General features: G+C 56.2%; 20 protein-coding genes. 5 read left to right on the top strand and 15 right to left on the bottom strand.

Going from position 1 to position 22,825, the window contains the following annotated elements:
- Positions 1-71: 71 nt before the first annotated feature.
- The 6 genes from pepV to QJ48_RS14335 form a co-directional block, all read right to left on the bottom strand.
- Entirely contained in the window at positions 72-1,523 is a 1,452-nt protein-coding gene (gene pepV, locus QJ48_RS14360; protein ID WP_237762917.1) for a dipeptidase PepV, read from the bottom strand.
- A 43-nt stretch (positions 1,524-1,566) separates the two neighbouring features.
- Complete coding sequence (locus QJ48_RS14355) at positions 1,567-2,586, bottom strand: ABC transporter ATP-binding protein (protein ID WP_054974250.1); 1,020 nt, start codon at positions 2,584-2,586, stop codon at positions 1,567-1,569.
- Positions 2,587-2,634: 48 nt separating this feature from the next.
- On the bottom strand, positions 2,635-3,564 hold the full coding sequence (locus tag QJ48_RS14350) for an ABC transporter permease (RefSeq protein WP_054974249.1): 930 nt from the start codon (positions 3,562-3,564) through the stop codon (positions 2,635-2,637).
- Positions 3,565-3,566: 2 nt separating this feature from the next.
- Complete coding sequence (locus QJ48_RS14345; protein ID WP_054974248.1) at positions 3,567-4,502, bottom strand: ABC transporter permease; 936 nt, start codon at positions 4,500-4,502, stop codon at positions 3,567-3,569.
- A gap of 93 nt (positions 4,503-4,595) precedes the next feature.
- Positions 4,596-6,248: a peptide ABC transporter substrate-binding protein gene (locus tag QJ48_RS14340; RefSeq protein ID WP_054974247.1), complete on the bottom strand. Its 1,653-nt coding sequence runs from the start codon at positions 6,246-6,248 to the stop codon at positions 4,596-4,598.
- A gap of 397 nt (positions 6,249-6,645) precedes the next feature.
- Positions 6,646-7,734: a DUF3900 domain-containing protein gene (locus QJ48_RS14335; protein WP_054974246.1), complete on the bottom strand. Its 1,089-nt coding sequence runs from the start codon at positions 7,732-7,734 to the stop codon at positions 6,646-6,648.
- 225 nt (positions 7,735-7,959) lie between these two features.
- On the opposite strand from QJ48_RS14335, the gene QJ48_RS14330 reads away from it, so the two are divergent.
- Positions 7,960-8,562: a DedA family protein gene (locus tag QJ48_RS14330; RefSeq protein WP_054974245.1), complete on the top strand. Its 603-nt coding sequence runs from the start codon at positions 7,960-7,962 to the stop codon at positions 8,560-8,562.
- 60 nt (positions 8,563-8,622) lie between these two features.
- Here QJ48_RS14330 and QJ48_RS14325 read toward each other — a convergent pair whose 3' ends face one another.
- Positions 8,623-9,243 (bottom strand): superoxide dismutase family protein, encoded by a 621-nt coding sequence (locus tag QJ48_RS14325; protein ID WP_082420501.1) that lies wholly within the window; start codon positions 9,241-9,243, stop codon positions 8,623-8,625.
- A gap of 137 nt (positions 9,244-9,380) precedes the next feature.
- On the opposite strand from QJ48_RS14325, the gene QJ48_RS14320 reads away from it, so the two are divergent.
- Both QJ48_RS14320 and QJ48_RS14315 read left to right on the top strand, forming a co-directional pair.
- Complete coding sequence (locus tag QJ48_RS14320; protein ID WP_054974244.1) at positions 9,381-9,977, top strand: TetR/AcrR family transcriptional regulator; 597 nt, start codon at positions 9,381-9,383, stop codon at positions 9,975-9,977.
- A gap of 79 nt (positions 9,978-10,056) precedes the next feature.
- Positions 10,057-11,940, top strand: a complete 1,884-nt coding sequence (locus QJ48_RS14315) for an alpha/beta fold hydrolase (RefSeq protein WP_054974243.1) — start codon at positions 10,057-10,059, stop codon at positions 11,938-11,940.
- A gap of 40 nt (positions 11,941-11,980) precedes the next feature.
- Here QJ48_RS14315 and QJ48_RS14310 read toward each other — a convergent pair whose 3' ends face one another.
- The 5 genes from QJ48_RS14310 to QJ48_RS14290 all read right to left on the bottom strand — a co-directional run bounded on the left by QJ48_RS14310 (position 11,981) and on the right by QJ48_RS14290 (position 16,409).
- Entirely contained in the window at positions 11,981-12,643 is a 663-nt protein-coding gene (locus QJ48_RS14310) for a GNAT family N-acetyltransferase (protein WP_054974269.1), read from the bottom strand.
- Positions 12,644-12,677: 34 nt separating this feature from the next.
- On the bottom strand, positions 12,678-13,541 hold the full coding sequence (locus tag QJ48_RS14305) for a carbon-nitrogen hydrolase family protein (protein ID WP_054974242.1): 864 nt from the start codon (positions 13,539-13,541) through the stop codon (positions 12,678-12,680).
- A 5-nt stretch (positions 13,542-13,546) separates the two neighbouring features.
- Positions 13,547-14,278, bottom strand: coding sequence for a bifunctional 2-polyprenyl-6-hydroxyphenol methylase/3-demethylubiquinol 3-O-methyltransferase UbiG (locus QJ48_RS14300; RefSeq protein WP_237762916.1), 732 nt, complete (start codon positions 14,276-14,278; stop codon positions 13,547-13,549).
- 165 nt (positions 14,279-14,443) lie between these two features.
- Positions 14,444-15,382 carry an aldo/keto reductase gene (locus QJ48_RS14295; RefSeq protein ID WP_054974240.1) on the bottom strand — a complete coding sequence of 313 codons (939 nt, stop codon included), beginning with the start codon at positions 15,380-15,382 and terminating at the stop codon, positions 14,444-14,446.
- A gap of 19 nt (positions 15,383-15,401) precedes the next feature.
- Positions 15,402-16,409, bottom strand: coding sequence for a Gfo/Idh/MocA family protein (locus QJ48_RS14290; protein WP_054974239.1), 1,008 nt, complete (start codon positions 16,407-16,409; stop codon positions 15,402-15,404).
- Positions 16,410-16,545: 136 nt separating this feature from the next.
- Between QJ48_RS14290 and QJ48_RS14285 the strand changes: the two genes are divergently transcribed.
- The gene (locus QJ48_RS14285; protein ID WP_054974238.1) at positions 16,546-17,382 is read left to right on the top strand and encodes an AraC family transcriptional regulator; all 837 of its coding nucleotides are present in this window, start codon (positions 16,546-16,548) and stop codon (positions 17,380-17,382) included.
- Positions 17,383-17,398: 16 nt separating this feature from the next.
- Here the strand turns inward: QJ48_RS14285 and QJ48_RS14280 are convergent, their stop codons facing one another.
- Positions 17,399-18,958 (bottom strand): diguanylate cyclase domain-containing protein, encoded by a 1,560-nt coding sequence (locus QJ48_RS14280; RefSeq protein WP_054974237.1) that lies wholly within the window; start codon positions 18,956-18,958, stop codon positions 17,399-17,401.
- A 119-nt stretch (positions 18,959-19,077) separates the two neighbouring features.
- Here QJ48_RS14280 and QJ48_RS14275 point away from each other — a divergent pair, with 119 nt between their 5' ends.
- Positions 19,078-21,222, top strand: coding sequence for a DNA topoisomerase III (locus QJ48_RS14275; protein ID WP_054974236.1), 2,145 nt, complete (start codon positions 19,078-19,080; stop codon positions 21,220-21,222).
- 24 nt (positions 21,223-21,246) lie between these two features.
- Here QJ48_RS14275 and QJ48_RS14270 read toward each other — a convergent pair whose 3' ends face one another.
- Together QJ48_RS14270 and QJ48_RS14265 are read right to left on the bottom strand one after the other, a co-directional pair.
- Positions 21,247-21,555 carry a hypothetical protein gene (locus QJ48_RS14270; protein WP_054974235.1) on the bottom strand — a complete coding sequence of 103 codons (309 nt, stop codon included), beginning with the start codon at positions 21,553-21,555 and terminating at the stop codon, positions 21,247-21,249.
- 7 nt (positions 21,556-21,562) lie between these two features.
- Entirely contained in the window at positions 21,563-22,465 is a 903-nt protein-coding gene (locus QJ48_RS14265; protein WP_054974234.1) for a TIGR01777 family oxidoreductase, read from the bottom strand.
- Between the last annotated feature and the right edge of the window lie 360 nt (positions 22,466-22,825).

Raw genomic sequence — 22,825 nt, 5'->3', positions numbered from 1 at the left:
AAAAACGCACATTCGCCTGCGATCCATACGTAGCTCCGAATGCTACGAAAGGAAAACGCAGGCGAATATGATTAAAAATCCAAATTAGCCAGCTCATAAATCGCTCTGGCATAAATGACGGCCGCTTTGAGCAGATCGTCGATCTCAATATATTCGTCCGTCTGATGAGCAACGTTTTCTTTTCCCGGAAACAACGCGCCGAACGCGACGCCGTTATCCAGGAAGCTGGCATATGTGCCTCCGCCGGTCGTGAGCAATTCCGGCTCCAGCGAGGTTTCTTCATGGTAAATGGCCTGAAGCGCTGCGATCATCGGATGGTCTTTTGCCACATGATGCGGCTTTTTCAGAATCGGCGGCTCCATGGTAAAACGGTACCTCCCGACCTTGTCGCGAATGGTCTCGACGTGCCGCAGCTCATCCGCCACAAGCGGAAACCTGATATTGAGGTAAGCAAACGAAGGTTCCGACGAAGCCGCATACCGCATAATCCCCACATTCACCGTCAACGGCCCCATAATCTCGTCTTCGCAATCGATCCCGATGCTCCGCCCCGCAGGATCGTCGTAAAAATATTCGTCCAAGCAGGCGATAAAATGCTGCGCATCGGGCTGAAAATCGTAATCCCTCAGAAAATGAACGAGCTTGAGCCCGGCGTTCACGCCTAACTGCGGCTCCATGCCGTGCGCAGCCTTCCCTTGCAAAGTCAAGACGAGCGTCCCATCTTGAACGGACGCCGTGCCTTTCAGACGATTTCCACTGCAATAATCGCTAAATTGCCCGGCCAACGCCGCGAGGAGCGAAAGCTCTCCGGTCACCGCAGCTTCCGCCGATGCGGGAACCATATTCGCCGCACTCCCGGAATGAAAGGAAACTAATTCCACAATCCCTTGTCCCGTTCCCTCTTGTTCGCCGGCATCGCCGCTTTTCTGCAGGACGATTCTCGTATTGATCTGCCCCTTTTCCGCATGAATGATCGGAAAATCCGCATCCGGTGCGAACCCGGCCACCGGCATCTTCTCAACGCGACGGTAATATTCCATGCAGCTCATCGTATGCTCCTCGTCCGTGCCGAAGATGATCCGTACCCGATGCTTCAGCGGAAGGCCCAGTTCCTTGACGATTTTCATCGCATAAAATGCGGCCATCGTCGGCCCTTTGTCGTCGATCGCTCCGCGCGCATACAATTTTCCGTCGCGGACCTCCGGTTCGAACGGCGGAGAAGTCCATGATCCGGGCGCCGGGACAACGTCCAGATGACACAGCACGCCGATATAATCGGCGCTCTCGGCAGGGCCGTATTCCGCATAGCCTGCGTAGCCGTCCAAGTTGCACGTCCGCCACTGTTCACGCTCCGCAAGCCCCAGCATCAACTCCAACGCCCGGGCGATCTCCCGCCCCATCGGCTTGCCCGCCTCGCTGGTGCTTACATCTTTAACGCTCGGGATTTTGAGCAGCTCCGCAAGGTCGCTCAGCAGCGCTTCTTTCCTTGCCCACACTTCCTCGGTCCAGTTGATTGATTTCACCTTTACCTTTTCCCCTTTCATGGTCTTGCGCCCTGCAAACCATTCATCGCGCAGCTCTCCCCGCCACACCTTGCGGGGGCTGAATACGCGGGGCTCTCTCGTCCAACAGCCAGCAAGCGGCCTGATGGGTCCCCGTGATCGCCGTCGATCTCGGCGGCAAAGCCCGGCACACTTCCATGACATAAGGACATCGGGCGGCAAAAGTGCAGCCGGCCGGCATATGAATCAGATCGGGCGGCGTCCCGGGGATGCTCAGCAGCGCTTCGGTATGCTCGTGGATTTTCGGCATGGAGGAGAGCAGGCCCCAAGTATACGGATGCTTCGGATCAACAAAGATTTCGTCCGCCGTTCCGGTCTCGACAATTTGCCCGGCATACATGACGGCCACCCGATGAGCGATATTGGCGACGACTCCCAAATCATGCGTAATGAGAATAATGGACGTCCCCTTTTCCCGCTGCAGCTCCTTCAATAAGTCCAGAATTTGCGCTTGAATCGTGACGTCCAGCGCCGTGGTAGGCTCATCCGCGATCAGCACCTTCGGATTGCAGGCGAGCGCAATGGCAATCACCACACGCTGCCGCATGCCCCCGGAAAATTGGTGCGGGTATTGCTTCATCCGCACTTGCGGGTTGGGGACGCCGACCTGCTTCAGCAGCTCCAGCGCGATCTCCGCCGCTTCCGATTTGCCTAGCTTCCGGTGCTGCATTAAGCCTTCCATGAGTTGACTTCCTACCGTCATCGTCGGATTGAGAGACGTCATCGGGTCTTGGAAGATCATCGAAATTTCGGCCCCGCGAATGTCCCGCATTTGCTTATCCGAGCGTTCCATCAAGTCTTCGCCCGCTAACAAAAGCTTCCCGTTCTTGATCTTCCCGAACGGATGCGGCAGCAAACGCATGATGCCTTTAGACGTGACCGACTTCCCTGAGCCGGATTCCCCGACGATGGCCAAGGTCTCCCCTGTTGCCAGTTCGAAGCTGACCCCGCGGACGGCCTTGATTTCCCCCTTGTAGCTCTGGAACGAAATTTCCAGGTCCTTGACTTCCAGAATTTTCTCCATCCTCGTATCGCTCCTTGTTCTCTCGTTCACAGCTTCATAACGCTTTAGCTATTTGCGCATTCTGGGGTCCAGAGCATCTCGCAATCCGTCGGCCAATATATTGAAGCCCACCATGATCACAATAATGATCAAAGCCGGAAACAGGAGCAAATAGTAGTTCGTGTTTAGCGATTGGTACCCCGTATTGATGAGCACGCCGAGCGAAGCCATGGGTTCCTGCAGCCCCAGACCGATAAAGCTGAGGAACGCTTCCGTAAAAATCGCCGAAGGAATCGTAAACATCGTATTGATGACAATGACTCCGACCGTGTTCGGAACGAGATGTGTCAAGATCAGACGCGAGTTGCTTGCCCCCAGCGTACGGGCGGCCAGCACGAATTCCTGCTCTTTCAGCTTCAAAATTTGCGCCCGTACCAATCGGGCCATGTTGACCCAGCCGGTTATGACCATCGCCACAATGATCGTGAAAATGCCCGGCTTCATCGCCATCATCAGCAGAATGACGACAATCAGGCTCGGCACGCTGACCAAAATCTCAATGATCCGCTGCATGATCGTATCCGTTCTGCCGCCGAGCAGCGCCGAGACGGCCCCGTACGCGACGCCGATGCACAGATCCAGCGCCGCCGCCAGCAGGGCGATAAGCAGCGAGATCCGCGTGCCCTGCCAAATTCGGACCCACTGGTCTCGTCCGAACTTATCCGTGCCGAGCCAATGATCGGCGTTCGGCCCTTGGTAAGCGGCGCTGTAATTCGTATCGAAGTACGTATAATGGCTCATCCAAGGGCCAGCCACGGCCATGAGACCGAGGAAAAGAAGAAGATACAGACTCACGAGCGCTCCGCGGTTTTGGCGCAGCCGCCGCCAGCTTTCCTGAAACGCGTTCAAGGGAGGGCCGGATACGCTCTCGCTTTCGTGGGGATCGACGGTGGTCGAGACGAACAAGCGGTCGAGCTCCCGAGATTCGTAATTCAGCATAGTCACTTCTCCCCTCCCGCCAGACGGATTCTCGGGTCAATGACCCGGTACAGCAGATCGACGATCAGCACAATCAGCACAAAAAACGCGCTGTAAAAAATCGTAACGCCCATAATCGTGGTATAATCGTTCATTTTGATGGCATCGACAAACAGGCTACCGATCCCCGGTACGCTAAATATGCTTTCAATGACCAGCGAACCGGTCAAAATGTTCACGGTGATGGGACCCAGAATCGTGATGACGGGAATCAGCGCATTGCGGATCGCATGCTTCCATACGATGGCGAACGGGCTGAGCCCTTTGGCTTTCGCCAGTACGATATAGTCCTGCTGCAATACTTCCAGCATTTCGTTGCGGACAAAGCGGGCGATCAGCGCGATGACGATCAGCGATAGCGCAATGGAGGGCATGATGGAGCTGGAATAGCTTTTCCAAAAGGCAACCGGCAGCAGCCCCCATTTCATCCCGACATAATACTGCAGCAATGCGGCAAAGACGAAGTTGGGAATCGAGACCCCGATCACCGCAATGAACATCGTGACCGCATCCCACAGCGTATTATGGCGCAGCGCCGCAACCACTCCGAGGATCAGACCGAGCGCAACCCCGAGTACAATTGCCTGGACGCCGATGAGCGCAGATGGGACAAGGCGGTTCAACATAATGTCCAGCACCGGCCGGCCTTTATAAAAAAAGGAAGTACCCAAGTCGGCCCGCGCCAAATTGCCCATATAATGCACATACTGCTTCCACACCGGCTGATCCAGGCTGTATTTGGCGTAGATCTCTGCTTTCGCCGTAGCCGGCAGCAAAGCCAATTTTTCTTCGTCAAACGGCGATCCCGGCAGCTGCTTCATGAGAAAAAACGTCAACGTCGCAATGATCCACAGCGTGATCAAGATGTACACAGCCCGAATGGCGATATATTTTTTCATTCCTGCACCTCTTTGTACCGATCTTCACACCTTCGCGCCACGTCGGCCTACAGGAAAGGAGAGAAAGAACCCGCTTCCTCTCCTGATTCATTGTTATTTTTTGGCCGCAAATTTGAAATCCCACGACGCGCCATAGGGATGGTAAACAAGTCCCTCGATATTTTTTTTCTGGAGGAAGGCGTGGCCTTTATAAAATAACGGCGCCACGACGGCGTCCTCGCCGACTAATATTTTTTCCGCCTGCAGCAGCATTTCCGCGCGCTTCGCTTCGTCGGCTTCCTTCTTGGCTTCCGCAATCAGACGGTCGTACTTCGGATTGTTGTAGTTCCCGCGATAAGGCGTGTGATTGACCCAGAGATCCAGATACGTCATGGCGTCGTCGTAATCGGCTCCCCAAGCGGTGACAGCCATCTGATAGCTGCTGTCGTCCATCAGCTTGTTGCGGGCCTTCTTTGGCATCGACTCGATCTCAATCTCCGCGCCGAGATTTTTCTTGAATTCGCTTTGCAGGAACGTGCCGACATCTTTATTCACCGTATCATCCAACACCAGCAGCTTGATTTTCGGCGTGTGACCGAGCTCTTTCATCCCTTGAGCCCACAGCTCCTTGGCCTTGGCGGCGTCCGGCGCAATCACCTTTCCCTGCATATCGCGGAACGACTTGCCGCCCGCTCCGTTCATAAGATCGGGGATCAATCCTACGGCTCCCTTCGATCCGTTATTCAAAAGCTGCTCCAGAACCTTGCTGTCATAGGCCAATTGAAGCGCTTTCCGAATGTTTGGGTTGGATACGTCGTCGGCTTTCAAGTTGAATTGCAGGTAGGTCGTCGCAAATTCGATGTCGGAGCCGAATTCGGGACTCGTTTTGTTAGCGCTCACATCAGCAGACGACAAATTCACCCGATCCAGCTCCCCGACCTTATACAAGTTCAAAGCGGTGTTCATTTCTTTCACCACTTTAATATTGACTTTATCCAGCTTCACTGAGCCGTTGTCCCAGTAATTCGGGTTTTTCTCCAATACCGCGCCGCCGGCCGGATCGAATTGGGTGAGCACGAAAGGCCCGTTGTACAGCATATTTTCCGATTTCAGCGCGAAGTCTTTTCCTTTTTCCTTCACGAATTTTTCGTTCAACGGGTAATACGGAATAAAGGAAACCAGGCGGAGGAAAAAAGGCGTCGGATTTTTCAGCTTGACCGCGAGCGTCTTGTCATCCTTCACCACAATACCGGAAACATCGGCCGCTTTGCCTTCGGCGTACTCCGCCCCGCCTTCAATATAATCCGTCAAAATAAAGGCGTACCCGCTGAGCGACGTTTCCGGCTTCATCGAGCCGAGCCATGCAAATTTGAAATCCGCCGCCGTCACCGGGCTGCCGTTGCTCCATTTCACGCCATCGCGCAGCGTAAAGGTGTACGTTAATCCGTCTTTGGAAATATCGACCTCTTTGGCCATCGCCGGCTGCGGCACGTTTTTGGGGTCCAGACGGTACAGCCCTTCGTTGACGTTGTTCAGAATGGCGAAGGCAACATTGTCGGATGCGGAAAATTGGTTCAAATCCGTAATCTCCGTTTCCACGGATAAGGTGATTGCTTTTCCGCTTGACGGCTGCTCCCCGTCTTTCAAGGAGCTTTGGCCGCTTGGCGATTCCGCGCCTTGGGGAGTTTCGCCGGTAAAATTGCAGCCGGACAACATCACGCTGAATATTAGCAATAAGCTAACGAAACAAAATGCCCATTTTTTCATGCAACACGCCTCCGGATTGATTCTTTAATAATTTTTCCTGTTTGCGCTTCCAAACTAAAATGACGTATGCCTGCTCCTTTCTCTTTATTTTCTCCACTGTCGTTAATAAAACAATAGGAAAACCGTGTTTTTAAAGAAGTAAATCTCATAAAATGATTAGTAAAGCGATTACATTTTGATATTTTATTACCCTCGTGTTAGTAATGTAATGAAGATATTACCATCGATTCCAGCTTGAAGTCAATCGTTTTTCTATGGTTGCAGACCGCTTGCCGCGATGCCTCATAAAAAAAGCTGACGTCGGTTCGTAACCGCGTCAGCCGTAGTTCAAGCTTCCCTCTTTTTTCCTGCCTCAAGCTTAGTTTGCCACTAAACGGCCTGAGCACAGCCCTTTCGTTTACGCATAAATCCCTTCGCGCTCTTCCTCCGCCGCTTTCCGCTTGAGCCGTTCCATCAGCGATTCCAGCGGCTCTGGGGCCAGCAGCTCCACCGGCGAGATCCCGCGGTCGAACTGCAAGTCGCCCTCCAGCACAACGACATACCGGTCGCCCAGCTTGGCAATATGCAGCCGGTCGCCGAAATCGGCCAGCAAGGCGCGGACGGACATGTTACCGAGCTTGAGCTTCATTTCGAGGTCCGGTTTTTGCTCGACCATAACGGACGTCGCTTCCATCACCTGCACCTGATCCCATTTCTCCTGCAGCTCGCGCTGTTCGCTGCACGCCCACAGCTCCATCGCCTCAAGCTCCCGCTCTTTGGCCTCCGGCTGGTCTTCAAATACTTCCTCGACATACTGCTGCACGAAGCCGAACACCTGCTCGTTCATCAGCTCGGGCACGGACTTTTCATATTCGACGTATTTCAAAAAATCCTCGAAGTACCGCGCATGCGACGACTGGTGGATTTTCAGCTCCCACAGCTCCGTCATCCCCGGCTCCGGCATATAAGGATACATGATCGACTTCATATTTTTCGCGTTGATCGCCATCTCGACTTTATTGAGCAGACTCCGCTCGTCCGTAATGCGAGCGATCTTTTGCTCGAAGTCGCATTTGAACACGAACAAGAACGGCTCGTCGGAATATTGACTGAGCCTTGCGCGCACGATAAACATGGCCCCGCCGCGAATCGCGCTGGCATCCATGTAAGTTGTGACGAGCTCATCCGCATGGCCTTTGAAATGCTCCAGCGTCTCGGCTGCGCGCAATCTGGCGAACAAGTTGTAATTCGGGTTGCTGTCCAGATCATATCCGGGCTCGACCGCAAAACGGCCGATTTTGGTCGGCACCTGATCGGCTTTGGCATGACGCTCGGCCTTGCGCTTTGCCGTCTTGGCGAACTCGCCGTCCAGAAATCCGCTGAGCTCGCACGACGCGTAATCGTCACCGTCCATGGTGACGTAGTGCTTGCTGCGCTTGCCCGGCGTTCCGTCCTCCCCGTCCACTTGAATGACAAAAAACGAAATATAGTCCACGTCAAATCTCATCTTGAGCGTCCCTTCTGTCGTATCTGAATCAAGCCGTAAAAAGGCCGAATTTTAGTATACTACAAGGCCGCCCCTCGTCATAGAGGCAAAAAGTTCGAATCCGCTCGCCTTAAGCTTAAGATAACCTTCAGATTTATTTAGGACTTCGTTCAGAAATGCTTCGGGTTTTATTTACTCGCAAGATCTACTATGATAAAAGGAATGGAGTGATGAGGAGAGGTAGAGATGAACCTGTTGCATGTCGTCCAGCAGTTGTTTGAGCAGTACGGATATTTCGTATTACTGATCGGTCTGCCTTTGGATTTTATTGCGCTGCCGATTCCTCCGGGAAACAGCACCTTGGCCTATACCGGTTATTTATCGTTCAAAGGCGTGCTCGCTCGGCTTCCTGCCTTTGCCGCGGCACTGACGGGGGCGTTCATCGGCGTGACCGTGACTTATTGGATCGGGCACAAGGTTGGCATGCCGCTGATCGAGCGGTACGGCAAATGGCTGTCCCTAAAGCCGTCCCATGTGGAGAAAACACGCCGGTACTACGACAAGTACGGGGACAGGCTGCTGCTTATCGCCTTTTTCGTTCCCGGCGTCCGGCAGTTCATCGGGTATTTTATCGGCATTATCCGCGTCCCTTATCGCAAGGTTGTCATCTATGCATATGCCGGCACTACGCTGTGGGTCGCTTCGTTTTTTGCGGTAGGGTATGTCTTCGGAGAGCAGTGGGAGCAAATGTTTATGCTGATCGAACGAAATTTGAAGGTGTTCTTTATCGGCTTGGGCTGCGTCGTAGTAGGCTTCCTCTTGTTTCGGTGGTTTAACCGTGCCCGATAAAGCAAGGAATGCAAAAAAAGAATCGACGGTACGATTTATAACCGCCGATTCGCCGTTTATTTATCGGATCGCGCCGCAGCCGATACGACCGCCCGCATTGCCGGCAGGGTCCGTCCTGAAATCGTCCGCCTTCTCGTGAATGACGAACGCCGTGCCGCCGGACTTGCGCAGCGAGTTCGGCTTTCCTGCCTCCAGCGTCAGCTGCTTGGCGACAAAGTCCGCCTTAACCTTGCCTTGCTGATCCGCTTCGAGATTCGGAAGGTCGCCGGTATGAGGTCCTTCCGGATTGTTCAAGCCGTGCTTCCGGCCCTCGGGATTGAAGTGTGCCCCGGCCGAGACGAAGTCCGGCGCCTCGCATTTGCCGGTCTCATGCACATGAAAGCCGTGCGGCCCCGGCGGCAACGAAGCCGCTTCCAGTTCGATCCGCACGCCGCCTCCCGGGCCGGCCGGTGTCAGCTTGGCCTTTCCAATCGCCGTTCCCTGCTTGCCAAGGATGTCCACATGAACGGCTTCCTTTGCTTCATTCGCCATCACGGCGGCGCTATCTTCCGTCTGCTTCGGCTCATGCCGGTGCTGCGGCTTCTCTGTTTGTCCGAACCAAGCCCGCTGGTCTTGCTGACAGCCGCTCAGCACAAGCAGCGATACAGCGGAAATTGCCGCAGTTTTCCATCGCGTTCCCAAAGATTGCTCCCTCCTTAACGTTCCGCAAGCTACATTAGACCATTGTTTACCAAAATCGGAGACCATAAACGTCCGGAACAGGGGCAGCTTTAGGAAGCGGCTTGACTCCAAATCAATAGTACTGTATAGTTCTATCCATGAACAAGAACAAAACCACTTCTCCGCCGTCCAACCGCCAGCATGTAATTGAAACGGCCGCCGGGCTGTTTCTTATGCGCGGCTACTCGTATACGAGCATGGACGATGTCATGCGGGAAAGCCAAGTATCCAAGTCGAATATTTACTACCATTTCAAAAGCAAGGAGGAATTGCTTCTCGCCGTCGTCAATTATTGGGCCGAGTCCTACGAGCGCTCTTTATTCGCCCTGCTCAGCCGGAGCGAGCTGCCCGTGGAAGAAAGGATCATGACGTTCCTGGACGGTTTAACCGAAGGAATAGCCCGGCGAAACGGCCACGGCGGCTGTCCGTTCATGACGCTCTATCTGCAGTGTCCGGAAAATGCAGTGCCGGTGAGAGAGCGGATCGCGCTGTTTTTTACCGAGCTGCGGCCCATGCTCGTCAAGCTGTTCCGTCAAGGCGCCGCCAAAGGGGAATTTCGTCAGCAGCTCGATCCCGAGCAGGCCGCCCTGCTGTTTATCGCTTGTTTGGAAGGCGCACTCGTACTGTCCGAGACGACAAAAGATTTGTCTGTCATGGAAACGACGGTACGCAGCTTTTGCCAAATGCTTCACTAGCCCGCTAGCGGAAGCATCTTTTTTTAACTTCGATTAGAACTAATCAGTACTAATGATATGATCATAAGGAGGAGCAGCAATGTCGGAATTATTGATTACGGGCAGCACCGGATTTATTGGGAAACAAGTGTTGAAGCAGTTGGCTCAGGGTGAGGAGCGGCTGCTGCTATTGGTCCGTTCTCCGGAAAAAGCGGCGGCCGCTTTGAGCAAGCAAGGATTCGGCGGCGGCGATGCCGCGGAGCGGATTCAGTTCTTGAAAGGCGATTTATCCGAGCCGAACCTCGGGTTGAATCCCGCCGACTACAATCGGGCGATGCAAGCCGATGTCATCATTCATGCGGGAGGCCCGATGAGCATTACACTAGATAACGCCAAGGCGCAGCGGACGTTTCTCGAAGGCTCACGGCATCTTGCGGAGCTGGCGGAGAGGGTTCATAAAGCGCGCGGGCTTCGCCATTTCATCCATGTCGTCGGCTACATGAGCCCGATTCACGACGGGAACGTCGACCCGGATGCAGACGTATTCCACATGGATGATTTTATGAAAGGCGAAGGCCCTTACGAACGGATGAAGTTTTTGGCCGATTTGCTCATTCGACAGCAGGCGCTGCGGCACGGTTATCCGCTGTCGGTCGTCAATCCGAGCACCGTCGTCGGGGCGAGCCCTACAGGTGCAACGGAACAAACCGGCGGACTCGGCATCCTCGTGCATGCGGTTAGAAAAGGGCTGATGCCGGTCGTACCGGGCGGCGCTTCCCATTGGGTCCCACTCGTGGCCAACGACGCTCTGGCCGGCATAATCGTCCACCTGGCCCGCGAAGCCAAGCCTGAAGGCGGCACCTACAATGTGCTGGGGCGCAAGGAAGCCGGCCCGAATATGAAGGAGTTGCTCGATCTCATCGCCCGGGAGCTTGCCGTCCCCGCTCCCCGGGGAGCGCTGCCGGTTTCCCTGCTCCGCGGTGTCATGAAGACCGGACTCGGCCGTCTGACCGGCATTCCCGCCGAATCGATAGCATTTATCACGGAGCGGTCGTTCGATACGAAAACGACGGAGAAGCTTATCGGACGGATGGGAGCAAAGCCACTGGAGGTTACGGAGCTGCTGCCGATGGTCGTGGCTGATCTGGATTACCGGCTCACGCATCCGGGCGCGGCGGAGCCTGAGCATTGGACCCGCGAACGCAAAGGAGACCTTGCCGCGCTTGTGCGGGAAGGTCTCGGTGAGCCTTGGGTTATCGTGCACGGACTGCTGAGCGGCGCCGACGACTTCGTACCGCTCGCCGAGCATCTCCATGCCAGCACCGGAAACCCGGTGTGGCTGCTTGACTTGCCGGGCTTCGGCCGTTCGCCCTTGCTGCGGGAGGGCCGGCACAGCCTGGAAAGCTACGCGAACGCGGTAAGCGCAGCGATTGCGGATTCCCCCGTTCCGGTCCGGCTGGTCGGGCACTCCTTCGGCGCGCAAATCGCCCTCGAAACGGCCAAGGGGGCCGCGGGAGGGAAGCTCAGCACGCTAACGCTGCTTCAGCCGGTTCTGCACCGCCCCGAGGTTGGGGCATTGCACCGGGCGGTCAGCGGCACCCGCCGTACGGCTTCCGCCGCCCTTCGCCTCATGTCGGCCCGGGCGATGCGAAACACAATGCTGCGGGAAGGCGTTTTTGCGGCGCCGGAGGAAATCCCGGACGGCTACGTCGAAGCCATCGTCCGCAGCTTGACTTCCCCGCGCATCGCCGCAGCGAACGCGGATATGCTGCATTCACTTTATCGGAAGCTGCCTGCAAAGCCGGTGACGCCCGTTCTTCCGGCCTCGCTCCATACGACGGTCATCTGGGGCACGAAGGATCGCGCCTATGCTTTGCCGGAAGCATACCGGAATCAGACAAACACGCGGCTCGTTTCGTACGGCCATCAGTTCCCGGTTTCGCATCCGGCCGTTACCGCGAAATTACTGGCGGAGCAGACTTAACTGGACAGACGGTTGCGAAGCGTGTATCCCGTCCGTACGCCTATCCCTGCTTCGTGGCGAGAAACGGATTGCGCCATTCCATCAGCATCGCGTAATTCAGAGATTCTTCATCTTCCAAATAATTAGAAACCAATTTCACCGGCGTTCGTCCGCACCGCAGAAGAAACGTCATCACCGGATCTTTCCGTTCCCCTTCCAATACACTGCGCACGTACTCTTCGGCAGTCATCTCGTCGGCTACCCGGTGATACCCGGGCAGCCGGCCGCCGCCGAGCAGCCGCTCCAGCTTCAGCTCGACGACCACCTCGTACATGGAGAGCATCAGCCATTTGCCGAGGCCGAGCTTCCGGTAAGCCGGGCGTGCGCATATATCGACGATATAAAGCGTGTTACCGGACGGATTATGGTTGCGGATATACCCTCCATCGGTAATCTCCTCCCATGTATGATCGGCATGCGCGGGATCGAAATCGACCCGCAAGCCTGTCACCGATGCGGCCAGTTCGCCGCCGATCTCCACGCAGAGCGCGCCTTCGGGAAACCGTTCGACGTGATTCCTAAGCTGCTCCTCGTTCCACCACAGCTCCGAAGGAAACGGCGGCGGAAAGCTTTCCTGCTGAATCCGAATCAAGCCGGCGAAGTCCCGTTCGGTGTAAGAGCGGATCGTCGCCTTAACGGGACGGTCTCCGTCGAATACGTACATGTCTTTCCGGTACGAGTCCACAGCCGTTCCTCCCTTACTTCCAATCCGGATACAGATCGGTACGCCGGTCTCTCCAGGTCGTAACGGAGCCCTTTTCCCGCACCTCATACAGCAGCGCAAGGTCCAAATCCCCGGTAATGATCATATCGTCGTTGATCTCTCCGACCGTCATCAAGCCGCCAGGGGGGAACGGCACATCGTTCGGCGTAATGATCGCAGCCTGCCCGAAATTACCCCGCATGAAATCGACCGTCGGCAGCGATCCGACCGTACCGGTCGCCACCACATAAATTTGGTTCTCGATCGTCCTGGCATGGCACGTATACCGTACCCGGTGGAAGGCGTGCCGGTCATCCGTGCACGACGGGCAGAAAATAACGTCCGCCCCGCGCGCCCGGGCCATCCGGACGATCTCTGGAAACTCCATATCATAGCAAACGAGGATCGCGATCCGTCCTTTATCCGTATCGAACACCTGCAGCGAATCGCCCGCCGCCATGTTCCATCCTTTGACTTCCCACGGGGTAATGTGCAGCTTGCGCTGTTCAGCGACCCGGCCGTCCGGATAGAACAAAAACGCCGTATTGTACAACCGGCCGTTTTCTTCAATAATATGCGTTCCTCCGATCAGGTGCATGCCCGTTTCGCGGGCCAGTCCCTGGAACAGCTCCTTATACTGCCGCGTGTATTGCGGCAACTCCCCGATCTGGAGCGCTTCGCCGCTCCCGTCCCCCCGGCCTATGGACATGAGCTGGGTCGTGAACAGCTCCGGGAACAGCACGAAGTCCGATTCGAACTCCTCCGCCGTCCTGACGTAACTCGTCACCTGCGCGGCAAATTGCTCAAAGCTGCCAATCGTATGCAAATGGTATTGTACCGCCGAAACTCTCAGCTTCATCTAAGTCATCCTCCCGTTTCTGTTTCGTCCGTTTCGCCGGTCCCCTCCGGCAACCGTTCTTCCGACCGTTCTTCGATCGGATCGAAAAATAAAATATGCGGCTTTTTCAAGCACCAGGTCGTCATGCACCGCAGGTTCTCCACGTTCACCGTCTTCAGCGGCTCCACCTGCAAAGCATGATGCTTTTCCGCCATTCGCTCCAGCAGCCCGGAGTCGGCCAGAAACCGCTCGCTGCCGTCCGGCAGCACATACCGGCCGCCGCCAAGCGGACGGATGCGGTCCTCCAGACCTTCACCCGAAGCGAGACGCACGAACAATAGGCCCCCCGGCTTCAGCACCCGCCAAAGCTCCGATACCATCTGCTGAAAATGAGTTTCGTTTTCGGCAAAATGCAGCACCGCACAAGAGATGACAACGTCAAACGTATCGTTGGCGAAGCTCATTTTCTCTACCGGTTCCATACGGAAACGCTCCTCCGAAGAAATGCGCTCTCCGTGCGGCGCAAGCTCGCGAGCCAAAGCGCGGACAGCTTCCACCGCTTCAGCCGACCGGTCCACGGCCCACAGGTCGTATCCTTCTCGCAGAAAATGGACCAGATTCCTCCCATTCCCGCAGCCTGCATCCAGCAACCGCATCCCGGGAGCGATCCTCCCTTTCAGCAGCTGGTCGAACAAATAAATATCGATATTTCCGAACTGCTCCCGCACGTTCATGCTTTGCGCTTCACTCGCTTCCAAATGGTGGCGTTTGTCCGATCATTATATCACAATCCCGGACTCAGCGTCTTTAACTCGTTTTTCGCGTCAACAAGTTCATGCGGAAACAAAAAAACAGCCTGCAGCGGAATTCCCGATGCAAGCTGTTACAGACAAATAGCGCTTTCGATTTCGGCCCGGACAAGCCTAAATATCCCCTTCCCCGTGCTCCAGCCAGTCCAGCTCCTCCCGCGTTAAGCGGATGTCCGCTCCTTGCCGGCACGACTCCAGCTCCTCCGGCGTCTGCGCCCCGATCAATGCGCAAGCGGGGAACGGCTGGTTCAGCACATAGGCAAGCGCGATCTGAATCGGGCTGGCGGCTTTTTGCTTGCCCAGCATCTCGGTCCGGCGCAGACGTTCCCAGTTATCGTCGCTATAGAACACCCGCACCAGGTCGGCGTTATCCGTCACCTCGGGCGTATAGCGCCCGGTGAAAAAGCCCCGGGCCTGCGACGACCAGGACAGCAGCGGGAAGCGGTTCCGCTCGTGCCACGCGCAATCGTCGGCGTAGGCCGAAACGCAGCCCGCCCAGAACGGCTCCTTCGCTTTGGCCAGGCTTAGATTCGGGCTGCTGAACGCGAACCCGGTTAAGCCGTTCGCCGCCGCATAGTCGTTCGCCTCCTGCAGCCGCTGCACGGTCCAGTTGGAGGCGCCGATCGCCCTGATGCGGCCTGCCGCGATATGCCCGTTAAGCGCTTCGATGATCGCGCCGACCGGTACGGACGGATCGTCCCGATGCAGCGCATACAAATCCACATAATCGGTGCCGAGCCGCTCCAGGCTTTCGTTCAAATCGCTGGCGATCGCTTCGGGCGTTACTCGCGGTCCGCTGCTGTCGTGATGGGCCCCTTTGGTCAAAAGGATCACATCGGCCCGGTTCCCCCTGTCCTTCATCCATTGGCCGATCGTGCGCTCGCTGTTCCCGCCGCCATAGACGTGAGCCGTATCGATCGTATTGCCTCCGACCTTGAAGAACGCGTCGAGCACGCCGCAGACCTTGTCGTAGATGTCCATGCTGAAATAATCCGACCCTTGAATCAGGCACGACACCGGTTTTTCCAAGCCCTCAATGCGAATCGTTCTCACGTCTCGTTCCTCCCCATGATTATAAGTTCAACTCCACGCGGCGGCGTTCCCGGGCTGACGTCAGGCAGGCGTCGACGGCGCGCATGTTGTTCACCGCGTCGGACGGTCCGAATGGCATCGGTTCGCCGTGCAGGACGTTCCGGCCGAACGCGTCAGCTTGAAGCGTATATTGGTTCAAGTAAGGAACCTCCACTTCCCGCTTTTCCCCTCCGGCATAGACATAAAAATGATCCTGCGCGTTTTCATGGGCAACGTACGCGGACGGCACCTCGATCCGCCCCTCCGTTCCGACGATCTCCAGCGTATTGCGCCCGGCCGCCCACATCCCGCAATCGAAAGTAAGCGCAACGCCGCCGGCAAATTCGAGCAGTCCCGAAGCCATCATGTCGACGTGATCGTGCTCCGGCGAGAAGAAGGCATGCACCGTCGCGGCTTCCGGCTCCCGTTCCATAATGAACCGCGCCGCGCTGATCGGATACACGCCGACATCGTAGATCGATCCGCCGCCCATCCATTGCTTGTAGCGAACGTTGTCCGCATCCTTCGCATTATTGAAGGTGAAGGCGCCGTGGATGGCGCGGATCTCGCCGATTTCCCCGCTCCGGATCACAGCTTTTATGGCCGCATAGCGCGGATGATAGCGGTACATGAACGCTTCGGCGAACGTCACGCCCGCCCGGCGGCAAGCTTCCGCCATCTCCCCGGCTTCCGCCGCATCGATCGCGGCCGGCTTCTCGCACAGCACGTGCTTGCCCGCCTCTGCGGCGCGGATCGTCCATTCCTTGTGCAAATGGTTCGGCAGCGGAATGTAAACGGCATCAATCCCGGGATCGGCAAGCAGCTCCTCGTAGCTTCCATACGCCTTCGGGATATTCAGCCGCTCCGCCGTTTCCTTCGCTTTGTCCTGACCTCGGCTGGCAATGGCCGCCACGGTGCCGGTAACCGATTGTTGAATCCCCGGAATGACCGAGCGTACGGCGATACCGGCGCAGCCGATGACCCCCCAACGAATCTTGTTTTCCCTCATTCCCTCATCGCTCCTTCAGCTTGGTTTGGATGAATATGCTAAGATATTGTCATTATATTGATCCTGGAATAAAATGAAAATAACATCTTTTTGCAGTCGAATAAAACAATATTGTCATTTAAAAGGAGAAGTAAAAATGCGGCGCCAAAGCTTTCTGCCGACGCTTAACGAGCACGAATATTTGCTGCTGCCCGAATCGGTCGGCTGGTACAAGGACCCCGAGCATGAGGTGCTGCGCAAAGCGGGAGCTCTCAACAATTTCAGCATCCATCTGATTGTGGACGGCAAAGGCTATCTGGAAACCGACGGACAGCAGCATACGCTGCACCGTGGGGACGCCTTTCTCTACTTCCCTTTACAATCGCAAAGGTACTACAGCAGCAAGGACGATCCTTGGGAAGTGCGGTGGGTGCATTTTTACGGAAAAACGCTGAAGGAGTTTTTGTTGGAACGGGGCATCGGGCCGAAGCCCTTGTGGAAAATACCGCAGTGGAAGCCGCTTGAGCAGGCTTTGGCGGATTTGCTGGAGGAGCTGGAGCAGAACGGGTTTTGGCAGTTGACCCGCGTCTCGACGCTGACTTACGCGATCCTGGCGGAGTTTGTCACACAAGCGGTTCCCTGGTCCGAAGCCCGAAGCCCCGAGGCCGACAACCGGATTTCGGAGCTCTTGCCCGAAATGCAGCGCGATGCCTGCCTGCCGTTCGATTTGCAGCATTGGGCGGACCGGGCCGGCGTCAGCAGCTATTATTTTTGCCGCCTGTTCAAGAAAGCGACTCATCTGACGCCGATGACCTTTATTACGCTGTGCCGTCTGCAGAACAGCAAGCAATGGCTGCTGGAGCAGCCGCAGCTGACGGTGAAGGAAATTGCCGAACGCGCCGGCTATCCGAGCGTCAGCTACTACAACAAGCGATTTCTGGAGCAGGAAGGCATGACGCCGACGGAATACCGGCAGCTCTATTTGCGCCGTTAGCCTCGGCATCCCCCGGTTAACTCCCCGGCTGATAGCTTTCGCTCCGGTTGCGTCCCTCCTGCTTGGCCCGATACAGCGCCTTGTCCGCCATGCCGACCAATTCGAGCGGCGAGAGCCCCGCATATGGAATGGCCGAAGCGGCGCCGACGCTGACCGTGACGTACTCGGACACCGACGATCCGATATGCCGGATACGAAGCGTTTCCACTCCCCGGCGAATGCTCTCTGCTACGGCGGCTGCCTGCACCCTTCCGCAGGCCGTCAGGATCACCGCAAACTCCTCGCCGCCATAGCGGGCAGCGAGACCGTCCATGCTGCCGACGACTCGCTGCAGAGCGTCTGCAACCTGTTTCAGACAAGCGTCTCCGCCTTGATGACCGTACGTATCGTTATACGCTTTGAAGCAATCGATGTCGAGCATAATGACGGATAGCGACTGTGAATACATCGCCGCTGTCGCCCAGGCCGCATCGAGAAATTCGTCGAATGCCCGGCGGTTCGCCGCTCCCGTCAGCCCGTCGCGGCGCGTTAGCTGCTCCAGCATGCGGTTGGCCTGCATCATCGTCTCTTCAGCCCGCTTCGACTCCGTCCTGTCGACGATAATCGCCAAATAGCCAAGCAAGCGGTCCCCACGTTCCCTTACTTCACTGAGCATCAAGTGTACGTGAAATCGCTCTCCGCCGCTCCGGACAAAGGTCCATTCCTGCTCGTGGCCTTTTCCTTCGGACAAGCCTGCCACGAATACTTCCAAATCTTCTACCGGTCGTGCGAGCTGAAGCTGAAGCTCCTGTTTTCTCAGCGCAAATTCCGCAGGGTCCACAATCGTACCTGGAACCCGCCGCCCGATCGCTTCCTCGGCGCGAATTCCGAACATCCGTTCCGCCCCCGGATTGAACACTTTAGCGACACCGGTCGGGTCCGTGAAAATAATCGCAACGCCCGTCGCCGAGCGGAAAATCGCCTCCTGCAGCGTAAACGAGCGCCGATATTTGGCTTCGCTTTCCTCCAATTGATAAACGAGACGGTTGGCGTCGGTCAAATAGCGGATCAGGTATGCGACGAACAGACCGCCGGACAAAATAATGGCGATAAAGTAAAGGTTCACTTTCCAGCTCTGCCATCCGAGCAGGAAGAACAAGCTGGAGGTGATGACGCCAATGCCCGCCGCGATGGAAATAAGCCATTTTTTCCAATAATCCGTAATGCGCATCGCAACGATGCCGCTGATCAAGCCGAGAAGCACAGCTGTCGTAGCTGCCGTCATAGAAGACGTATTCACCCCGAACATCGCAATCCGGCCGATCGCGATGATCAAGCCCGTCGCCGCAGAAGCGTAGATCCCTCCGAAATGCGCTGCGGCGATAATGGCGATCTGCCGAAAATCCAGAATGGTCGACCCGTCGACCCTGACACTGAAGAACATCAGTAAAATGCCGAATAAGCCATGCGCCCCTCCAATAACGAGACGCAGTTTAACCGGCAGAGACGGCTTCCGTTCGTGGTTGCGCAGGATGCGGCTTGACAAAAACATAAATGCAGTTAATAATGCCAAATTAGCGATAAATAATTGAAACATAGACCGCACCCCCTCTATTTCTCTGTGCTGTCGATCATAGCAGACACGTATTAAAAAAGTGTTAGGACTATTGTACTATTGTGTTAAGAATAAACGAACCCCGTTGAAAGGAGCCTATCATGAAATCACTCGTATTGGCGGAAAAACCTAGTGTCGCCAAAGAAATCGCGCGCGTCCTGGGCTGCCATCAAAAGCATAAGCATTATATGGAGGGCCCCGGGTACGTGGTGACTTGGGCATTGGGACATCTGGTCACGCTGGCCGAGCCTGAGGAATACGATCCAAAGTACAAAAACTGGAATTTGGACGATTTGCCGCTGCTGCCCTCGCGGATGAAGCTGAAAATCATTCGCGAAACGACGCCGCAATTTAAGGCGATTGCCCAGCTTGCGAAGCGCAGCGATCTGGAGCAGCTCATCATTGCAACCGACGCCGGACGCGAAGGCGAGCTGGTCGCCCGTTGGATTATGGAAATGGTTCACTGGAAAAAACCGTTCAAGCGGCTCTGGATTTCCTCGCAAACGGACAAGGCGATCCGCGACGGCTTCGCTGCGCTGAAGCCCGGAAAGTCATACGATCCTCTCTACCGATCCGCCGTTTGCCGGGCGGAGGCGGACTGGCTAATCGGACTCAACATTACGCGCGCCTTGACCTGCAAGCATAACGCCCAGCTGGCGGCCGGACGCGTACAGACGCCGACGCTCGCGGCGATGATGGACCGCGAGCGCGAGATCAAAGCGTTCCAGGCGAAGGACTACTGGATGCTGCGGGCGCAGTTCGGCTCGTTTCAGGCAGTTTGGCGGAGCCAGGCGCATCCGGACGGCCGCCTGTTTGATAAAGCCGCAGCCGACGCGCTGCTCGAACGCTTGAATAAGGTGCGCTCGGCCAAGGTTGCGCAGCTTAAAGTCGCGGAGAAGAGCGAGCCCCATCCGCTTGCCTACGATTTGACCGAGCTGCAGCGCGATGCCAACAAGCGGCACGGCTTCACCGCGAAGCAGACGTCGAACGTGCTCCAGCGGCTGTATGAGCAGCACAAGCTTGTTACGTATCCGCGCACCGATTCGCGGTACTTGTCCTCGGACATGGTCTCTACGCTTCCCGACCAGCTGAAGGCGTTGAACGTTCAGCCTTACGCGGCTTGGATCAAGCCGCTGCTTGCGAAGCCGCTGCCGGTCTCCAAGCGCGTCGTCGATGACAGCAAAGTATCGGACCACCATGCGATCATTCCGACGGACGAACGCCCGCAGCTGCACAATCTGACGGCCGAGGAGCGCAAGCTGTACGACCTGATCGTGCGCCGGTTCATCGCGTTGTTCTCTTCGGCGTTCCGCTATGACGAGACGTCGGTGACGCTGGAGGTCGGAGGAGAGCATTTCCACGCCAAAGGGCGAATCGTCAAAGAAGCGGGCTGGAAGGCGTTATATGAAGCATCGGCCGGCGCAGACGAGGACGACGATGCGGCCGAAGACGAGCCGGCCTCCCGGCAAACGCTGCCCCCGCTTCAGCCCGGGATGGAGCTGAAGGAGTTCCGGCTCAGCCAGCACAAGCAGACGACCAAGCCGCCAGGCCGTTACACCGAGGCGGCGCTGCTCGCGGTCATGGAGAAGCACAACCTCGGCACGCCGGCGACCCGCGCCGATATTATCGAGAAGCTGCTGCAGACCGATACGATCGAGCGTCGCATGAATACGCTCCAGCCGACCGGCAAAGGCGCCCAATTGATCGAGCTCGTCGTGCCCGAGCTTCGCACCCCGGAGCTGACGGCCGCTTGGGAGCAGGAACTGGAGCGGATCTCCAAAGGCAAAGGCGACGCCGGCAAGTTTATGGAGAGCATCCGTAAGCAAACCGAGGCCATTGTCCGGGAAGTGAAGGTAAGCGAAGCCGAATACAAGCCGCACAATCTGACCCATTCCCGCTGCCCCGAGTGCGGCAAGCCGCTGCAGGAGATCAAGAGCAAGCGCGGCAAATTGCTTGTGTGCAGCGACCGGGAATGCGCGTATAAACGAGCTGCGGAGCCTGCGCTTTCGAACAAGCGTTGCCCGCAATGCCATAAGCGGATGGAGATTCATACGGGCAAAGCGGGCAAATACGCGCAGTGCCGTCCGTGCAACGTGGTCGAGATGCTTGGCGAATCCGGAGGCGGTGGACGCGCGGCCAAGCGGCAGCAAGCCCAGCTCGCCAAACAGTACAGCGATAACATTTCGCTCGGGTCCAGCCTGGAAGAAGCGCTGAAAGCCGCGATGGCGAAGAACAAAAAAGATTGAAGCCAATTGCGGCTTCAATCTTTTTTAGCGCATTGTTTCCACCGTCGGCCGGACTATCCGTTCATAATACGTCCGCAGCTGCGCTTTTTCCTGCTCCGTGAACTGGTATTCGCAGTCTCTTCCTTCGTCCTGCGGGACGATCTCGACGATATCGCCCCGGCGCGTACAGACGATGAGCGCACCTAGTTCCACAATCCCTTCCGGCGCCTCGCTGCCCTCTTCCAGCTCCAGACTTACTTCCACATCGATCCACTGCTCACTGCGCACCACTGCCCGGGAACGAAACCGCGCGAACCGCAGCTCACGGATGTCCGGATTGCCGTATTCGATCATCTCGCGTTCACCCTTTCTTGCCGGAGCGAACCAGATTTTCCAGCGCATGTTCGATAACCGAATATTTATAACGAAATCCGAGGTCGGTGACGACTTTCGGAAATACTTGCTGACCCTTCAACAGAAGCTCGGACATTTCGCCGAACATCGCTTTCAGCACAAATGCCGGAACCGGAAACCAGTACGGCCGGCGAAGCGCCTTGGCCAAGCTGCGTCCGAACTGGTCGTACGTCACCGGAATCGGCGCTGTCGCATTGACCGGCCCCTCGATCTCTTCGTGCTCGATGCAGAACTCAATCATCCGGCACAGGTCTTCGATATGAATCCACGACATGATTTGACGTCCGCTGCCGACCCGTCCGCCGACACCGAGCTTAAATGGCAAGCTCATCTTCGGAAAAGCGCCCCCGTCTTTGCCAAGCACAAGTCCGATCCGCAGCAGAACGACGCGCGTATCGGGGATATGCTCCGCTGCCATCTCCCATTGGTCGACGACACCGGACAAAAAATCCTCTACGCGCAGCTCGCTTTCCTCCGTGAACGACTCGGTCTCTGACGTGCCATAGATCGACATGCCGGACGCATTCACCAATACAGGCTTTTTATCCAGCTGTTCGATCAGGGCTTGGACGCGGTTAACCGCATCCAGACGCGATTCCAGAATCCGCTTCTTGGCTTCCTCCGTCCAGCGCTGGTTGATCGTTTCCCCGGCAAGATTAACGATCGCGTCGACACCCTCCAGCGGTTTAATGTTATTTTCCAGTTCATCCCATGTCATATGGCGAATCAACGGATGATCCGAACGTCGCTTTTTCCGTGAAATGAGGATTACCGTATCTTTTCTTTGTAAAAACAACTGGGTCAAATGCTTGCCGACAAAGCCGGTCCCCCCTGTAATAGCGACCTTCATGAATGTTCCTCCGCTTACACTGATATCTTTTTGACATTCATTATATCGGAAATTGCTTCGTGAAGCCATGCTGCGCCGAAAATCTTTACTTCCCGTTCCGCTTCCGGTGCTGCAAACGCTGGCAGCAAGCTTCTTCTGATGGCGGATATTGGGATTAATGGTTGCTTCCACCCCTGTGAAAAAGTACAATGAAATGAAACAAAGCAGTTTATCGGAGGGCATTCCATTGGCTTGGAACGTAAATGAAAAGTCGCTTGAGCCGATCGGCGAAAACGGCTTCACGATTCTTTACCGCGGCGAAGAGCTTCCTTCCGGCGAGACAAGGCTCGTTAAAATAGTAAAAGACGAATATTCCCAGCC

The organism is Paenibacillus sp. A3 (genome assembly GCF_001399685.1).
Taxonomy (GTDB): domain Bacteria; phylum Bacillota; class Bacilli; order Paenibacillales; family NBRC-103111; genus Paenibacillus_G.
Note: the sequence above shows the minus strand (reverse complement) of the source record. Positions and strands in the feature narration are given on the sequence as shown.

Bases quoted from the DNA above. Each gene is read 5' to 3' on its own strand.
- QJ48_RS14355 (WP_054974250.1), bottom strand. From the start codon at position 2,586: ATGGAGAAAATTCTGGAAGTCAAGGACCTGGAAATTTCGTTCCAGAGC.
- QJ48_RS14350 (WP_054974249.1), bottom strand. From the start codon at position 3,564: ATGCTGAATTACGAATCTCGGGAGCTCGACCGCTTGTTCGTCTCGACC.
- QJ48_RS14345 (WP_054974248.1), bottom strand. From the start codon at position 4,502: ATGAAAAAATATATCGCCATTCGGGCTGTGTACATCTTGATCACGCTG.
- QJ48_RS14340 (WP_054974247.1), bottom strand. From the start codon at position 6,248: ATGAAAAAATGGGCATTTTGTTTCGTTAGCTTATTGCTAATATTCAGC.
- QJ48_RS14335 (WP_054974246.1), bottom strand. From the start codon at position 7,734: ATGAGATTTGACGTGGACTATATTTCGTTTTTTGTCATTCAAGTGGAC.
- QJ48_RS14330 (WP_054974245.1), top strand. From the start codon at position 7,960: ATGAACCTGTTGCATGTCGTCCAGCAGTTGTTTGAGCAGTACGGATAT.
- QJ48_RS14320 (WP_054974244.1), top strand. From the start codon at position 9,381: ATGAACAAGAACAAAACCACTTCTCCGCCGTCCAACCGCCAGCATGTA.
- QJ48_RS14315 (WP_054974243.1), top strand. From the start codon at position 10,057: ATGTCGGAATTATTGATTACGGGCAGCACCGGATTTATTGGGAAACAA.
- QJ48_RS14310 (WP_054974269.1), bottom strand. From the start codon at position 12,643: ATGTACGTATTCGACGGAGACCGTCCCGTTAAGGCGACGATCCGCTCT.
- QJ48_RS14305 (WP_054974242.1), bottom strand. From the start codon at position 13,541: ATGAAGCTGAGAGTTTCGGCGGTACAATACCATTTGCATACGATTGGC.
- QJ48_RS14290 (WP_054974239.1), bottom strand. From the start codon at position 16,409: ATGAGGGAAAACAAGATTCGTTGGGGGGTCATCGGCTGCGCCGGTATC.
- QJ48_RS14285 (WP_054974238.1), top strand. From the start codon at position 16,546: ATGCGGCGCCAAAGCTTTCTGCCGACGCTTAACGAGCACGAATATTTG.
- QJ48_RS14280 (WP_054974237.1), bottom strand. From the start codon at position 18,958: ATGTTTCAATTATTTATCGCTAATTTGGCATTATTAACTGCATTTATG.
- QJ48_RS14275 (WP_054974236.1), top strand. From the start codon at position 19,078: ATGAAATCACTCGTATTGGCGGAAAAACCTAGTGTCGCCAAAGAAATC.
- QJ48_RS14270 (WP_054974235.1), bottom strand. From the start codon at position 21,555: ATGATCGAATACGGCAATCCGGACATCCGTGAGCTGCGGTTCGCGCGG.
- QJ48_RS14265 (WP_054974234.1), bottom strand. From the start codon at position 22,465: ATGAAGGTCGCTATTACAGGGGGGACCGGCTTTGTCGGCAAGCATTTG.